The sequence below is a fragment of the Vibrio sp. 1F169 genome (assembly GCF_041439605.1).
GTDB lineage: Bacteria > Pseudomonadota > Gammaproteobacteria > Enterobacterales > Vibrionaceae > Vibrio > Vibrio tasmaniensis_A.
This window is the reverse complement of sequence record NZ_JBGOOI010000011.1, coordinates 48027-62830: the sequence shown is the minus strand read 5'-3', so window position 1 is coordinate 62830 and position 14804 is coordinate 48027. Positions and strand designations below refer to the sequence as shown.

The 14804-nt window shown below is 44.5% G+C and carries 17 protein-coding genes and 1 riboswitch; of the genes, 12 read left to right on the top strand and 5 right to left on the bottom strand.

Annotation, left to right across the window (positions count from 1 at the left end):
• Nucleotides 1-32 precede the first annotated feature (32 nt).
• The 11 genes from kdsD (at nt 33) to mgtE (ending at nt 8332) form a co-directional block, all read left to right on the top strand.
• Entirely contained in the window at nt 33-1004 is a 972-nt protein-coding gene (gene kdsD, locus ACED53_RS07110) for an arabinose-5-phosphate isomerase KdsD (RefSeq protein ID WP_017100036.1), read from the top strand.
• Entirely contained in the window at nt 1004-1561 is a 558-nt protein-coding gene (gene kdsC / locus ACED53_RS07105; protein WP_017100035.1) for a 3-deoxy-manno-octulosonate-8-phosphatase KdsC, read from the top strand. The genes kdsD and kdsC overlap by 1 nt, the downstream gene beginning before the upstream one ends.
• Nucleotides 1558-2121: an LPS export ABC transporter periplasmic protein LptC gene (lptC, locus tag ACED53_RS07100; protein WP_012604869.1), complete on the top strand. Its 564-nt coding sequence runs from the start codon at nt 1558-1560 to the stop codon at nt 2119-2121. Before kdsC ends, lptC begins: the two co-directional genes overlap by 4 nt.
• The gene (lptA, locus tag ACED53_RS07095) at nt 2102-2596 is read left to right on the top strand and encodes a lipopolysaccharide transport periplasmic protein LptA (RefSeq protein ID WP_009847739.1); all 495 of its coding nucleotides are present in this window, start codon (nt 2102-2104) and stop codon (nt 2594-2596) included. Before lptC ends, lptA begins: the two co-directional genes overlap by 20 nt.
• A gap of 2 nt (nt 2597-2598) precedes the next feature.
• Nucleotides 2599-3324, top strand: a complete 726-nt coding sequence (lptB, locus tag ACED53_RS07090) for an LPS export ABC transporter ATP-binding protein (RefSeq protein WP_009847740.1) — start codon at nt 2599-2601, stop codon at nt 3322-3324.
• Nucleotides 3325-3378: 54 nt separating this feature from the next.
• On the top strand, nt 3379-4839 hold the full coding sequence (locus ACED53_RS07085; protein ID WP_009847741.1) for an RNA polymerase factor sigma-54: 1461 nt from the start codon (nt 3379-3381) through the stop codon (nt 4837-4839).
• A gap of 90 nt (nt 4840-4929) precedes the next feature.
• Nucleotides 4930-5217, top strand: a complete 288-nt coding sequence (hpf, locus tag ACED53_RS07080; protein ID WP_009847742.1) for a ribosome hibernation promoting factor — start codon at nt 4930-4932, stop codon at nt 5215-5217.
• Nucleotide 5218: 1 nt separating this feature from the next.
• The gene (ptsN, locus tag ACED53_RS07075) at nt 5219-5677 is read left to right on the top strand and encodes a PTS IIA-like nitrogen regulatory protein PtsN (protein WP_017100034.1); all 459 of its coding nucleotides are present in this window, start codon (nt 5219-5221) and stop codon (nt 5675-5677) included.
• Nucleotides 5678-5681: 4 nt separating this feature from the next.
• The gene (rapZ, locus tag ACED53_RS07070; protein ID WP_017097544.1) at nt 5682-6551 is read left to right on the top strand and encodes an RNase adapter RapZ; all 870 of its coding nucleotides are present in this window, start codon (nt 5682-5684) and stop codon (nt 6549-6551) included.
• 2 nt (nt 6552-6553) lie between these two features.
• The gene (locus ACED53_RS07065) at nt 6554-6829 is read left to right on the top strand and encodes an HPr family phosphocarrier protein (protein WP_009847745.1); all 276 of its coding nucleotides are present in this window, start codon (nt 6554-6556) and stop codon (nt 6827-6829) included.
• A 147-nt stretch (nt 6830-6976) separates the two neighbouring features.
• On the top strand, nt 6977-8332 hold the full coding sequence (gene mgtE, locus ACED53_RS07060; RefSeq protein WP_017100033.1) for a magnesium transporter: 1356 nt from the start codon (nt 6977-6979) through the stop codon (nt 8330-8332).
• A gap of 97 nt (nt 8333-8429) precedes the next feature.
• Here mgtE and pmbA read toward each other — a convergent pair whose 3' ends face one another.
• Nucleotides 8430-9773, bottom strand: a complete 1344-nt coding sequence (pmbA, locus tag ACED53_RS07055) for a metalloprotease PmbA (RefSeq protein ID WP_017100032.1) — start codon at nt 9771-9773, stop codon at nt 8430-8432.
• A 118-nt stretch (nt 9774-9891) separates the two neighbouring features.
• Here pmbA and yjgA point away from each other — a divergent pair, with 118 nt between their 5' ends.
• On the top strand, nt 9892-10416 hold the full coding sequence (gene yjgA, locus ACED53_RS07050) for a ribosome biogenesis factor YjgA (RefSeq protein ID WP_009847748.1): 525 nt from the start codon (nt 9892-9894) through the stop codon (nt 10414-10416).
• A 126-nt stretch (nt 10417-10542) separates the two neighbouring features.
• Here yjgA and thiQ read toward each other — a convergent pair whose 3' ends face one another.
• From thiQ to ACED53_RS07030, 4 genes are all read right to left on the bottom strand, one after another.
• Entirely contained in the window at nt 10543-11247 is a 705-nt protein-coding gene (gene thiQ / locus ACED53_RS07045; protein ID WP_029225386.1) for a thiamine ABC transporter ATP-binding protein, read from the bottom strand.
• Complete coding sequence (thiP, locus tag ACED53_RS07040; RefSeq protein ID WP_017100030.1) at nt 11247-12860, bottom strand: thiamine/thiamine pyrophosphate ABC transporter permease ThiP; 1614 nt, start codon at nt 12858-12860, stop codon at nt 11247-11249. Before thiP ends, thiQ begins: the two co-directional genes overlap by 1 nt.
• Nucleotides 12861-12945: 85 nt before the next feature.
• Nucleotides 12946-13938: a thiamine ABC transporter substrate binding subunit gene (gene thiB / locus ACED53_RS07035; protein WP_017100029.1), complete on the bottom strand. Its 993-nt coding sequence runs from the start codon at nt 13936-13938 to the stop codon at nt 12946-12948.
• A gap of 53 nt (nt 13939-13991) precedes the next feature.
• Nucleotides 13992-14111, bottom strand: a riboswitch (TPP riboswitch).
• A 43-nt stretch (nt 14112-14154) separates the two neighbouring features.
• A complete protein-coding gene (locus ACED53_RS07030; RefSeq protein WP_009847752.1) occupies nt 14155-14778 on the bottom strand; it encodes a flavin prenyltransferase UbiX in 624 nt (207 codons plus the stop codon).
• Nucleotides 14779-14804: the final 26 nt, after the last annotated feature.

The window sequence follows — 14804 nt, the reverse complement described above, 5'->3', positions numbered from 1 at the left end:
GTTGATTTAACTTCCCGTACTTGGAGTATTTGATGTCTCAGCCATTTGATTATTGCAGCGTTGCAAAACAAGTTTTGGAAACTGAAGTTGCAGGTCTCACGCAATTAGACCAATATTTTAATGATGATTTTAGCAAAGCTTGCGACCTAATCCTGAACAACAAAGGCAAAGTCGTAGTGATGGGCATGGGCAAATCAGGCCACATTGGTAACAAAATAGCAGCTACACTGGCAAGCACTGGTACATCGGCTTTCTTTGTACACCCAGGTGAAGCAGCGCATGGTGATTTGGGCATGATCGAACCTGGCGATATTGTGATAGCAATATCCAACTCAGGTGAATCAGGAGAAATCCTCAGCCTATTCCCAGTATTAAAGCGTTTAAACATTAAGATTGTCAGCATGACTGGCAAGCCGGCATCAAACATGGCGACTTTATCTGATATTCATTTACAGATTTCAGTACCCGAAGAAGCGTGTCCTCTAGGTTTAGCACCAACAACCAGTACTACCGCTACTTTGGTTATGGGTGATGCATTAGCCGTTGCACTTTTACAGGCAAGAGGTTTTACCGCTCAAGATTTTGCACTGTCTCATCCTGGTGGTGCTTTGGGCCGTCAACTGCTGTTGAAACTAGACGACATCATGCACACCGGCGATTCACTCCCAATTGTTGCTCCGGATGCACTAGTTCGAGATGCCCTGTTAGAGATATCTCAAAAAGGCTTGGGTATGACGGCAATCGTCGGTGAAGATGGCCAAATGAAGGGCATTTTTACCGATGGTGATTTACGCCGTATCTTAGATAAACGTATTGATATTCATAGCACGCAGATCGGCGATGTAATGACACTGAACCCAACGGTAGCAGAACCAAACATGCTCGCAGTTGAGGGCTTAAATTTGATGCAAGCTAAGAGCATCAATGGCTTGGTGTTGTGTGATAGTGGCAAATTAGTAGGCGCTTTAAATATGCATGACTTACTGAAAGCAGGAGTAATGTAATGTCACAAACAGTCGAAACCCTATACGGCACGGTAGATTCAGAAGTGTTTGCCGTAGCAAAAGAGATCAAATTGCTTATTTGCGATGTCGATGGCGTGTTCTCAGATGGTCGCATCTACATGGGTAACAATGGTGAAGAGCTAAAAACTTTCCATACGCGCGACGGTTACGGCATTAAATCGTTGATGAACGCGGGCGTTGAAATCGCGATCATCACTGGCCGTAAATCTAAAATTGTTGAAAATCGAATGACCGCTCTCGGTATTAAGCTAATTTATCAAGGTCAGGATGATAAAGTTAAAGCCTACCAAGATATTTGCGATAAGCTTTCAATCAATCCTGAAAACACAGGTTATATCGGAGACGATTTAATCGATTGGCCTGTAATGGCAAAGGTTGGCTTGAAGGTATGTGTGGCAGACGGCCACCCATTGCTTGCACAAAGAGCCAACTACGTAACCACCATTAATGGTGGTTACGGTGCTGTTCGTGAAGTCTGCGACCTTATTTTACAAGCAAGAAACGAACTCGACGTGCACAAAGGTTTAAGCATATGAGTTTTAATCGTATTATCTATTTAATACTCATCTTTATTGCCTCTTGGTCGGCCTATTACTTGTACGACAAAGAGCAAACATCGACGATACAAGTAGATCCAAACTTGGAACTGCCTGCGTTTAGCGGAAAGAATCTTGATAACATTAGCTATGGCGAAAGCGGTATTCGTAGCTACCGAGTTGAATCAACTAATCTAGAGCACTACTCGGTCGTTGGCGATACGCACTTTCAAGACCCTATTCTTTCAGTATTCCGTGAAGGGCATACGATAGAATGGCGAGTGACCGCTGATCGCGCAATTATGGATGAAAATCAAGTCATCACTTTTTATGACAATGTTGTGGCGAAAAACCTGTTGCCAGATGCTAGCTTCGATACAATGACCACAGATAAAATGGTTGTTGAACTGACTAGTCGAGATTTTTATTCAGACACTCCGGTCCATATGATCGGTACATTTTTTGAAAATGAGGGGCAAGCAATGAAAGGGAACTTCGGTACCAACAATGCGACTCTCTTTAATTCTGTTCAGGGTAGATATGAAACTCTCACACCTTAGTTTATTGGCTTTGACCCTTGCGGCGTCTAATGTCTATGCTCTATCTTCGGATAGCGAGCAGCCTGTCTATATTGATTCAGACAGTCAGCAATTAGATATGAAAAGCAATCAAGTAACCTTTCTTGGCGATGTGAACCTTAAACAAGGTAGCATCAATATCAATGCCGATAAGGTCATTGTTACACGTAATGCCGTCAACGGTGAAATTGAAGAAATACAAGGTTTCGGAAAGCCCGCAACCTTTTCTCAACTTACTGACGATGGGAAAACACTCTATGGTGAAGCTGACGATTTACATTACCAGCTGATTGCCGATAGATTGATCATGACTAAGAACGCGATGCTATCTCAAGATGGCAGTATCATTCGTGGCTCTAAGATTACCTATCAGATCACCTCTCAAAAATTGGTTGCCGATAGTGATAGCAGTGAGCGAGTATCAACGGTTTTACAACCAGCGGAAGTGAATAAGTAATCATGGCAGTCCTTACAGCAAAGAACCTAGCGAAGACCTACGGAAAACGTAAAGTTGTAACAGACGTAAGCTTACAAGTAGAGTCAGGTCAGATCGTAGGGCTACTTGGCCCAAACGGTGCAGGTAAAACCACCTCTTTCTATATGATAGTGGGTCTGGTTGCGCGAGATGAAGGTACTATCAGCATTGACGACCGAGACATCAGTATCTTACCAATGCACAGTCGCTCTCGTCTTGGTATCGGTTACCTTCCTCAAGAAGCATCCATTTTTCGTAAATTGTCAGTTGAAGACAACATCATGGCTGTTTTACAAACGCGTGATGAGATGACTAACGCGCAACGTCAAGATAAGCTGGAAGATCTTCTCGAAGAGTTTCACATCCAACATATTCGAGCGAGTAATGGTATGGCATTGTCTGGTGGTGAGCGTCGCCGTGTTGAGATTGCTCGCGCACTAGCAGCAAACCCTCAATTCATTCTCCTGGACGAACCTTTTGCCGGTGTTGACCCTATATCGGTTATCGATATCAAAAAAATCATTGTTCACTTACGTGATCGCGGCTTAGGCGTTTTGATTACCGACCACAACGTTCGTGAAACATTAGACGTGTGTGAAAAAGCTTACATCGTAAGTCAAGGGCATCTAATAGCTGAGGGAACTCCTGAAGATGTTCTCAATAACGAACAAGTTAAACAAGTTTATCTAGGCGAACAATTCCGTCTATGATTAGATAGAGAGTATCGAGAGTTCTTAGAATAATAACTAGGTAAGTAACACTGAATGAAACCCTCATTACAACTTAAGCTAGGCCAACAGTTAGCAATGACTCCTCAATTGCAACAAGCGATTCGTTTGTTGCAATTGTCTACTTTGGATTTGCAACAAGAGATTCAAGAAGCACTTGAATCGAACCCACTACTCGATGTCGAAGACGGCAATGAAGATACGCCAACATCGGAAGAAAAACCTAGCAGTGACGAGAAAGAAACAGTTGAAACAGTAGAACAAGACTTACCTGATAGCTCCGATTTGATCGAAAAATCAGAGATCGGCAACGAACTAGAAATCGATACAACTTGGGAAGACGTTTACAGCGCAAACACAGGTAACACTGGCATTGCGATTGATGACGATATGCCCGTTTATCAAGGCGAAACTACACAAAGTCTATACGATTACCTGCTCTGGCAACTCGATTTAACACCATTTACTGAAACTGACCGCAGCATAGCTTTTGCGCTAATTGATGCTATCGATGACCGCGGTTACCTGACCGTATCTTGTGAAGACATCCTTGAGAACTTCGACAACGAAGAGATCGAGCTTGATGAAATTGAAGCCGTTCGTAAACGAATTCAGCAGTTTGATCCGCTAGGTGTCGGTTCTGTGAATCTGCAAGATTGCTTGTTACTGCAATTGGCGACCTTCCCACAAGATACCCCTTGGCTTAACGAAGCTAAGTTAGTACTTACTAGCCATATCGACCAACTCGGCAATCGCGATTACAAACTGGTTATCAAAGAGACCAAGTTGAAAGAAGCGGAACTACGCGAAGTTTTGCAATTAATCCAACAGCTGGACCCTCGCCCTGGAAGCAAGATCACGCCAGACGAAACTGAGTATGTGGTTCCTGACGTATCCGTCTTCAAAGAGCTTGGGAAATGGTTGGTCACCATCAATCCAGATAGCGTGCCAAAACTAAAAGTAAATCAACAATACGCGGCCCTTAGTAGCAAAGGCAGTAGTGCTGACAACCAATTTATCCGCTCAAATTTGCAAGAAGCAAAATGGCTAATTAAAAGCCTAGAGAGCCGAAATGAAACGCTACTAAAAGTCGCTCGGTGTATTGTTGAACATCAACGCGGTTTCTTCGAACATGGCGCAGAAGCCATGAAGCCGATGGTATTGAATGATGTGGCTTTAGCTGTTGATATGCACGAATCCACGATCTCTCGTGTGACGACTCAAAAATTCATGCACACACCGCGTGGCATCTTCGAACTCAAGTACTTTTTCTCAAGCCATGTCAGCACTGACAATGGCGGTGAATGTTCATCTACAGCAATTCGCGCACTCATTAAGAAGCTTGTCGCAGCGGAAAATACCGCAAAGCCTCTAAGTGATAGTAAGATTGCTGCTTTACTGGCTGACCAAGGAATTCAGGTAGCTAGACGTACCATAGCGAAATACCGTGAATCTCTGGGCATTGCCCCATCGAGTCAGCGTAAACGCCTGCTATAAACTAAAGTAGTTAGCTCTTTATTCATTAACGATTGATTAGTTAACTATTAATTTAGTTGTAACCTGGCAACCAATTGAAAAGGAAAGTCTATGCAAATCAATATTCAAGGCCATCACGTTGATCTTACCGATTCAATGCAAGACTATGTTCACACCAAATTCGACAAACTTGAGCGCTTCTTTGATCATATCAATAGTGTTCAAGTTGTTTTAAAAGTTGAGAAAATCAATCAAATCGCAGAAGCTACCCTGCATATAAATCAAGGGGAAATTCATGCGACAGCAACAGATGAAAGCATGTATGCCGCGATTGATTCATTGGTTGATAAACTTGTTCGCCAACTCAACAAGCACAAAGAAAAACTAAGTAGTCACTAACATGCAATTAAGCGAAGTACTTTCATTGGACTGCACTAAAAGTGCAGTCCAATGCACAAGCAAAAAAAGAGCCCTTGAGCTGATCAGTCAAATCGCAGCAGAAAGCTGCGGTCAAGATTCAACAGAACTGTTTGAGTGCATGCTGAGCCGTGAAAAAATGGGCAGTACAGGTATCGGTAACGGTATTGCGATTCCCCATGCACGCATGAATGTCAGTGATAAAGCGATTGCTGTATTAATACAATGCCAAGACCCAATCGAATTTGATGCTATCGATAACCGCCCAGTTGATATACTGTTTGCTCTACTTGTTCCTAGTGAACAATGTAAAGAGCATCTGAAAACCCTTTCTTGTATGGCAGAGCGACTTAACGACAAGCAGACTCTTAAACAGTTGCGTAATGCTCAAAGCGATCAAGAGCTTTACGACATCATGATTCAAGTGCCAACTTGCGAGTAATAACATGCGATTAATCGTTGTTAGTGGCCAGTCAGGAGCCGGGAAAAGTGTTGCGCTACGAGTTCTTGAAGACTTGGGGTATTACTGTGTTGATAACCTACCAGTAAACCTGCTCAACGACTTCGTCGAATCGGTACGCGAGATCAATCAAAACGTCGCTGTTAGCATTGATATTCGTAACCTACCAAAAGAGCCTCAGTTAGTTACAGAAACGCTAGACCAGTTAGAAGCCGCCACAGATATAGACCTAAACGTCTTATTTCTAGACGCGAGTAAACAGACGCTACTCAAGCGCTACAGCGAAACACGCAGAATTCATCCTTTATCGATCGGCCAAGAAAAACTCTCTCTTGAACAAGCTATTGATTTAGAAAAAACACTTCTGACTCCTCTTGTAGAGCAAGCCAGCATTGTGATTGATAGCAGTGACTGTAACCTCTACGAATTGAGTGAACAGGTTCGTTTCAAAGTTGAGGGCAAAGAAAAACAAGAACTCATTATCGTTTTTCAGTCTTTCGGCTTTAAGTTCGGCCTACCAAGTGATGCCGATTATGTGTTTGATGTTCGATTTCTGCCAAACCCTCACTGGGAACCGGCACTACGACCATTGACGGGACTTGATGCTCCAATTCACTCTTTCCTAGAGAAACACGCTGAAGTTCTTGAACTCAAGCAACAAATTCAAGGCTTTGTTGAGCAGTGGTTACCCATGTTAGAGAAGAATAATCGCAGTTACCTAACGGTCGCGATTGGTTGCACTGGCGGCAAACACCGCTCAGTTTATCTAACTCAGAAAATTGGTGAATACTTCGAACAACTCGGTCATCAAGTTCAAATCAGACATGCCTCCCTAGAGAAGCACCAACAAGGCTAACCATGGAATTAACTCGAACTGTACTGATCCAAAATCGCTTGGGTCTTCACGCTAGAGCAGCCGTAAAATTGGTTGAGCTTGCCCAAAGTTTTGATGCAACTATCACGATCCATAGCGAAGAAGATAAAATCGCAACTGCAGACAGTGTGATGGGGTTGCTTATGCTGGAATCAGCGCAAGGGCAACACATCACGATCCAAGCTACAGGCACCGATTCACAACAAGCACTTGATGCTGTTTGCCACCTCATTGAAGACAAGTTTGATGAAGGTGAGTAGCGAAAACGAGTCACTCACAACACTGAAGACTCAAACTTCGAACCAACCAGTATTAAATCTTAGTTCTAGCTAAGTTTATGATTTAAATAAGCCCCAGAATTAAGTTACTATCCCAAGCATTGTTAGAATAAAAAATAGGAGGAAAATATGGCAGAGCAATTAGAATTCGACCAAGCTCACCAAACCCTCCAAGAAGTCAGCGAAGCCCTAGAAAACGGCCGATTTGTTCACGTACGTCGACAACTTCAGGACATGGAACCTGAAGATATTGCACACCTTTTAGAAGCCTCCCCTCGCAAAAGTCGTGACGTACTCTGGCAACTCACCGATCCAGAAGACTACGGTGAAATTCTTGATGAACTAAACGAAGACGTCAAAGATGCGCTTGTGTCGAAAATGGCACCAGAAACCTTGGCAGAAGCAACAGAAGGTATGGAAACCGATGACGTCGCGTACGTACTTCGAAGCCTACCCGACGATGTTTCTCGCGAAGTCCTTTCTCAAATGGACTCCGTCGATCGTGCATTAGTAGAAACCGCCCTTTCGTACCCAGAAGATTCAGCGGGTGCGATCATGAATACCGACGTAATCACGATTCGTGGCGACGTCGATGTCGACGTTGTATTGCGCTATATGCGTATGCGTGGCGAATTGCCCGACGCAACCGATGCTCTGTATGTTATTGATGAAGAAGAACGTCTGATCGGTAACCTATCGCTTACCACACTAGTAACAACTCAGCCCGATGTTCAGGTTTCCGAAGTGATGGAAGATGCTGACGAAGCGATCGCGGTTGAAACCAGTGCTTCCGATATTGCCAGTCTGTTCGAACGTCGTAATTGGGTTTCTGCACCCGTTGTTGATAGTAACCAGCATCTTGTTGGTCGTATCACTATCGATGACGTGGTTGATGTTATCCGTGAAGACGCCGAGCACTCAATGATGAGCATGGCGGGTATGGACGATGACGAAGATACCTTCGCTCCAGTCGTAAAATCTGCTCGTCGTCGTAGTGTCTGGTTGGGTGCCAACGTACTCGCTGCACTTGCTGCTGCATCTGTATCCAATATGTTTGAAGCAACACTCGACCAAATGGCAGCGATTGCGGTTCTAATGACTATCGTACCTTCAATGGGCGGGGTTGCTGGTAACCAAACCGTTGCGCTTGTGATTCGTGGTTTAGCACTCGGTCATATCGGTGACAGTAACAAACGCGAACTACTACTCAAAGAGGCGGCCATCGGCTTCCTAAACGGCGTGTTATGGGCTGTTATCATTGGTGGTATTGTGGTTGCTTGGAAAGGTAACTGGATACTGGGAGGCATCATCTCAGCAGCGATGATGACCAACTTGATTGTCGCTGGTATCGCCGGTGTAACCATCCCGGTAATGCTGAAAAAGATGAATATCGACCCGGCATTGGCAGGCGGTATGGCACTGACCACAGTAACCGATGTTATTGGCCTATCGGTGTTCTTAGGCTTAGCAACCATACTAATCTAGTTATCATAAGCAGCTAGCCTATTTTTGGCGAAATACAGAAAACAAAAAGGGAGCCATCGGCTCCCTTTTTTAATTCATCATATTGGCGCTAACTTCATTACTCACCCGCGACTTTCATCGACTCAAGCAAGATAGAGCCCGTTTGAATTTGTGAACGCGTTTCAACATCGTTACCAACCGCAACAATCTGAGTGAACATGTCTTTTAGGTTACCCGCGATCGTCACTTCAGATACTGGGTATTGGATTTCTCCATTCTCAACCCAGAAACCTGCTGCGCCACGTGAATAATCACCGGTCACGGTATTCACGCCTTGACCCATTACTTCAGTCACAAGGAAGCCGGTGCCTAGTTCTTTTAGCATCTGCTCAAAGTTTTGACCCGTTGATTTAACGAACCAGTTATGAATACCACCAGCATGACCTGTTGGTGTCATATCCATTTTACGTGCGGCATAACTGGTTAGCAGGTAAGTTGCTAACACACCATCAGTGATGATTTCACGATCTTGAGTGAACACACCTTCGCTATCGAATGGGCTTGAAGCCAAACCACGTAAGATATGAGGACGCTCAGAAATGTTAAACCAATCAGGTAGAATTTTCTGACCTAGGTGATCCAATAAGAACGATGACTTACGGTATAAGTTACCACCACTGATCGCCATCACAAGGTGGCCAATCAAGCCAGTCGCGACATCGTTAGCAAACATGATTGGGTATTGGCCTGTTGGTAGCTTTTTCGCATCCAAACGGCTAATTGTCTTTTCTGCTGCTTCTTGACCTACGCGCTCAGGCGTCCATAGCTCATCACGGTGACGTGCAACGGTATAGCTGTAGTCTCGCTCCATCTCACCGTTAGCGCCTTGTCCAATCACACAGCAGCTCGTGCTATGGCGGCTTGATGCGTAGCTAGCTAGTAAGCCATGGCTGTTACCATAAACTTTAACGCCATAATGGCTGTCGTAGCTTGCACCATCACTTTGCTTGATCTTATCGCTATAAGCTAGAGCTTGCTTCTCAGCTGCAATCGCAATCTCAGCGGCATAGTCAGGGTTTGGTTCATCTGGGTGGAAAAGATCCAAGTCTGGAATTTCTTTTACCATGTATTCTTTTGCTGCAGGACCAGCAAACGGGTCTTCAGAAGTGTACTGAGCGATATCAAGCGCAGCCGCGACTGTTTGAGCAATTGTCTTCTCACTCAGATCAGATGTAGATGCGCTGCCTTTTTTCTGACCGCGGTAAACAGTAATACCTAGAGCACCATCACTATTAAATTCAACGTTTTCCACTTCACACATACGTGTTGAAACACTTAAACCCGTTGACTTAGTAATAGCAACCTCAGCGGCGTCTGCACTCACTGATGCCATATCCAACGCTTTAGCTACTGCGGCTTCTAGCTCAACTCGTTGTTGGGCGACTTGCTGTTTTACATCCATATCTATTCTAATTTTTTAGGTCAATATTACGTAGGATAACAAGAATTTCGCTTTCTCCCCAAGATTCTTGCTAAAATAGGCAATATATTCGTTTGAGATAGTGACATAGGCAGAAAAGATGGCTCGCAAAAACCAAAAAGCCCCATGGGAACCAGAAGAAGAAATCATCTGGGTAAGTAAGACAGAAATGAAAACGGACATGGACGCCCTGCAAAAGCTGGGAGAAGAGCTTGTTGACCTAAAGCCTTCTGTATTAGACAAATTTCCGCTGTCTGAAGATTTGGCACAAGCGATTAAAGATGCACAACGCTTTAAAAATGAAGCGAAGCGCCGTCAACTTCAATACATTGGTAAAGTAATGCGCAGTGTCGATCCAGAGCCAATTCAAGCGGCTTTAGATAAGATTCGCAACAAACACTCTCAAGCAACAGTTGAACTGCACAAACTAGAACAACTGCGTGATCGTGTTGTTGCAGAAGGCGATGCGGCCATTTCAGACGTTATGGAAATGTACCCGGAAGCTGACCGTCAACGTCTTCGTCAGCTCGCTCGTCAAGCTAACAAAGAGAAAGCGGCAAATAAACCGGCTAAGTCTTCTCGTGAAATATTCCAAATCTTAAAAGAGCTAAAGCTAGGCGACTAATCTTCGCCGCCCTTTAATCAGAAAGATAATAAAAGACCTAGCGCATGCTAGGTCTTTTTGTTTTTGACGCACTCGATATCAAGAAGCTCTCAATATCAATAAGTACTCACAGGAGTGAAAAAATCATCATTCACCCGCTTTAACAAACGAGCTTAGCTCTTGCTGTGGATGTTCAGCCGTCAGTGTCTCTATCGAGTCTGCAACCAACACCTTACCTAGCGCAACAAAAACGAACTTATTTGCGATACTGCGTGCATCACCTAAGTGGTGAGTAACCATCAATACCGTAATGTTTCGCTCGGCGGCTAATCGCCTAACAAGGTTAAGCATTTCCTCACGAAGCAAAGGGTCAAGCGCAGAGAAAGGTTCATCAAGCAGCCAAATATCATGAGGCTGAACAAAGCATCGAGCTAACGCGACACGCTGACGTTGACCGCCCGATAAGTGCTCAGGCAATCTATCTAAATACTCCGCGACACCCACTTGTGTAGCGGCCTGTTCGACTTCGTGCTTTTGGGTTGCCGTAAGCTTTAACCCTGGATGCAAGCCTAAGCCAATATTTTCACGTACGGTGAGATGGGCAAACAAATTGTGCTCTTGAAACAACATCGCTAATGGACGCTGATGTGCTTCTTTGCCAATCAGTGATTGTCCCGCTACAGAGATCTCACCCGAAGTGGGCTCAATAAACCCAGCAACCAGTGCCAACAGCGTTGATTTACCTGCGCCACTTGGCCCCATAAGCGCAACAATATCGCCCTGCTCAGCTTGAAAATCAAAGCAAAACAACTCTCTGTGATAGTGGTAGTCCACATCTTTCATCACTAACATCATCGGTTCCTCAACTCTTTAGCATCGAGCTTAGATCTTCGAGTAAATAAAAATTCAATCAGGCTAAAGCTGCCAACACTCAGTAACAATAAGCTCACGGAAACCACAGCTGCAGCTTCCATTTGATAGCTGCCTAATAATTGGAATAGGTACAAAGGCAGAGTTCTAAAATCTTGGCTACCAAACAAAGCAATCGCGCTTAAGTCACCCATTGCCAACATAAAGCTGATCGAGAAGGCTTGTGCCATCGGTTTACGCAATGCGCGCCACTCCACTAGCCTAAAACGCGTAAAACCAATCATTCCCAAACTTGCGCACACATACTGATATTGCTGAGACAAATGCAGCATAGGTTGAGCCAAGGTTTTAATTACGTAAGGAAGCGCCATTAAACTGTTTACTGCAATCACGATAAAGAAAGCTAAGCTGAAAACATCGGTGAATGAACGCAGTAATAAGAAGAGCCCCGTACTGATCACAAGCCCTGGAGTCACTAAGATAATAGTGCCAATCAACTCGATTTTATCGGCTCGAAAATTCTTGTTCTGTAAACGCCATGCTCGACTAGTCAGCAGTATGGCGATACCAATACCAACAGCGATAACACTTGCTAATGACGCGACTTTAACCGAGGTAATTAACGCAGCCCAAAACGGCTCGCTGCTCAGTACGATTAATGCCTGCGAGTTAATGCCACTGACGATAACCATAGCTAATGGCGGCAATACCAGCATTGAGACGGTGATGATCCAAAAGCTATCCCAAGCTTTTGACCACCAGCAGTCCTTAACCAAATATTTCTCTTCCGACAATTGACTGGCTGTCACTGAAATAGGTTTCGATAGGCGCTGAATGCTCACAGCTAACACACCACACAGCAGCATTTGCCATATAGCGAGCAAGGCACCAGCCTGCAGGTCAAAGTCGAATTTAATCGCCTGATAAATAGCGAGTTCGATAGTGGTTGATTTAGGTCCACCGCCTAGTGCCATCACGGTAGCAAAGCTGGTAAAACACAGCATAAAGACCAAACCACACACATGTGGCAGTTGCTGTCTTAAACGAGGCCATTCAACCCATCTGAATTTGTTCCAATGACTCATACCCAAATGAGCACAAAGCTTATGCTGCTCGGCAGGTACGGTATCTAAAGCTTGTAAAAGTAAACGGCTAGCATAAGGCAGGTTAAAGAAAACGTGCGCCAGCAAAATGCCATTCAAACCATAAATCGAGAATGGTAATTCAATGTCGAAGTTAGCCAAAAATTTAGCTAACCAACCACTATTCCCATAAATCGCGAGCAAGCCAAAGACACCGACTAACACAGGCAGAACCAAAGTCGACGCGAACAGTCTTAACAACAAAGCTCGTCCAAAAAATTGCCTGCGACACAGAGCGTGAGCAACGGGTATAGCAAAGCCAACACTCAGCACAGTTGAGAGTATCGCTTGATAAAAACTGAATTTCGTTACATGCCAATAGTAAGGATCTGACCATACTTGGCTGATATCAAGAGAAGGGGCATTGCTAAGCAATGCCCCAACTGCTGAAACCACGAAGGCGGTAATGAGTATCGCAACCCAGATCCCGACCTTAGGTGTTTTCTTTATCATAAATTAATTATTTACCGTAAATGGCTCATTCCAAACATCACGAATGAGCCTTTAAGTACAGGACGCTCATCTTTTTAATAGTAAGTTAAAAAGTAAGTGCACTCTGCCATTCACGAATCCAAGGCTTACGCTTCTCGGCGATCTTTTCTGGTGTGAAGCTTAGCGCTTTCTGAGGAACCGTAAGTTGCTCGAACCCTTTTGGTAGCTCAACATCGGTCACTGGGTACATCCAGTTGCCAGTAGGCATCGCCGATTGGAACTCATCACTTAAGATAAATGCCATAAACTCATCGGCAAGCTTTTCGTTCTTGCTACCTTTAACCTTCGCTACCACTTCCACTTGAGTGTAATGACCTTCTTCAAAGCTTGCTGCTGCGTACTTAGAATCACTTTCTGCAATGATGTGATAAGCCGGAGAAGTTGTGTAAGACAACACTAAATCAGACTCGCCTTCTAGGAACATAGAGTAAGCTTCAGACCAACCTTTAGTCACAGTCACCGTTTTCTGAGCAAGCTTCTTCCATGCTGCAGTTGCTTCATCACCGTAAACCGACTTCATCCATAGCATCATGCCTTGGCCTGGTGTTGATGTACGTGGATCTTGATAGATAACCTTAAGATCGTCACGTTGCTCAACCAGTTCTTTCAGGCTTTTTGGCGGGTTTGCTAGCTTCTCTTTGTTATAGATAAACGCAAAGTAACCAAAATCATAAGGAACAAAGGTACTGTCGTTCCAACCGTTAGGAAGCGTCACAGATGATGTATCAACACTGTGCTCAGCCAATAAGCCCGTAGATTTCGCTTCAGCCATGAGATTATTATCTAGGCCTAAAATGATGTCAGCTTTGCTGTTGCCACCTTCAAGACGTAAGCGGTTTAGAATAGACACACCATCTTCTAACGCGACAAAATTCACATCACAACCACACTTTTCTTCGAATGCTTTTTCAACGGCAGGACGAGGGCCCCAATCCGCAGCAAAAGAGTCGTAAGTGTAAACCGTTAAGGTGTTGTCTGCTGCGAAGGCAGAAAAAGAGATGGCTGTAGTAACAGCAAGAGTTGTTAATGTTAATTTCACTGGACGCTCTCCATGGTCTGAGCGGCACAGGTTTGAGGGAGGAGAACGGTAGAGGTTGTTCCTAACTCAATTCCTACGCCAGCATTATCTGGTTCAGGTTTACGGGTCCCAAGTGTTTGCTTGATCTCAGCTCGCATTCATTATTTGAATGGTTCGCTCCCCGATGAGTGTTCAGGATTGTAATTTGATTTTTAACAATAAGCCATCAAGTTTGGATCAATTACGTTGATCGTAACCCCAACGTGGCACTAAACCTTGCTCGATACCAAGGTGATCAAGAATACGTGCCACCATAAAGTCGACCAGGTCTTCAATCGACTTAGGTTGATGATAAAAACCCGGAGCTGCAGGCATAATCGTCACGCCCATGGTCGAGAGTTTGTGCATATTCTCTAAATGCAACGTAGAAAATGGCGTCTCACGAACCACCAACAACAACTGTCCTCGCTCTTTCATAACCACGTCGGCTGCACGCTCGATTAAGTTATCTGATAGGCCATGAGCAATCGATGCCAAGCTTCCTGCAGAGCATGGACACACCACCATCTGCTTCGGTGCTGCTGAACCAGATGCAACTGGTGAGAACCAATCATCTTTGCCACACACCACCAGCTTTTCTGGGTCGCAATCTAAATGCTTAACCAAAGCTTGTTTCGCAGCATCTGGCCCAGCAGGTAACTTAAGTTCATGCTCGGTCGCCAACACCACTCGCGCTGCCGATGATATCAGCAAGTAGACCTGATAATCGGCGGCCAAAAGGCATTCAAGTAAACGCAGGCCATAAGGCGCACCGGATGCGCCAGTGAAAGCCAGAGTTATCGCTTTATCGTGTTTTGTCATGTTCTCAATTACTTCAAATTATAAGG

Coding starts and splice junctions, on each gene's coding strand:
- thiQ (WP_029225386.1), bottom strand. CDS start 11,247: ATGTTAGTGATGAAAGATGTGGACTACCACTATCACAGAGAGTTGTTT.
- mgtE (WP_017100033.1), top strand. CDS start 6,977: ATGGCAGAGCAATTAGAATTCGACCAAGCTCACCAAACCCTCCAAGAA.
- lptA (WP_009847739.1), top strand. CDS start 2,102: ATGAAACTCTCACACCTTAGTTTATTGGCTTTGACCCTTGCGGCGTCT.
- thiP (WP_017100030.1), bottom strand. CDS start 12,860: ATGATAAAGAAAACACCTAAGGTCGGGATCTGGGTTGCGATACTCATT.
- pmbA (WP_017100032.1), bottom strand. CDS start 9,773: ATGGATGTAAAACAGCAAGTCGCCCAACAACGAGTTGAGCTAGAAGCC.
- ACED53_RS07065 (WP_009847745.1), top strand. CDS start 6,554: ATGGAATTAACTCGAACTGTACTGATCCAAAATCGCTTGGGTCTTCAC.
- ACED53_RS07085 (WP_009847741.1), top strand. CDS start 3,379: ATGAAACCCTCATTACAACTTAAGCTAGGCCAACAGTTAGCAATGACT.
- ACED53_RS07030 (WP_009847752.1), bottom strand. CDS start 14,778: ATGACAAAACACGATAAAGCGATAACTCTGGCTTTCACTGGCGCATCC.
- ptsN (WP_017100034.1), top strand. CDS start 5,219: ATGCAATTAAGCGAAGTACTTTCATTGGACTGCACTAAAAGTGCAGTC.
- kdsD (WP_017100036.1), top strand. CDS start 33: ATGTCTCAGCCATTTGATTATTGCAGCGTTGCAAAACAAGTTTTGGAA.
- kdsC (WP_017100035.1), top strand. CDS start 1,004: ATGTCACAAACAGTCGAAACCCTATACGGCACGGTAGATTCAGAAGTG.
- lptB (WP_009847740.1), top strand. CDS start 2,599: ATGGCAGTCCTTACAGCAAAGAACCTAGCGAAGACCTACGGAAAACGT.
- yjgA (WP_009847748.1), top strand. CDS start 9,892: ATGGCTCGCAAAAACCAAAAAGCCCCATGGGAACCAGAAGAAGAAATC.
- hpf (WP_009847742.1), top strand. CDS start 4,930: ATGCAAATCAATATTCAAGGCCATCACGTTGATCTTACCGATTCAATG.
- lptC (WP_012604869.1), top strand. CDS start 1,558: ATGAGTTTTAATCGTATTATCTATTTAATACTCATCTTTATTGCCTCT.
- rapZ (WP_017097544.1), top strand. CDS start 5,682: ATGCGATTAATCGTTGTTAGTGGCCAGTCAGGAGCCGGGAAAAGTGTT.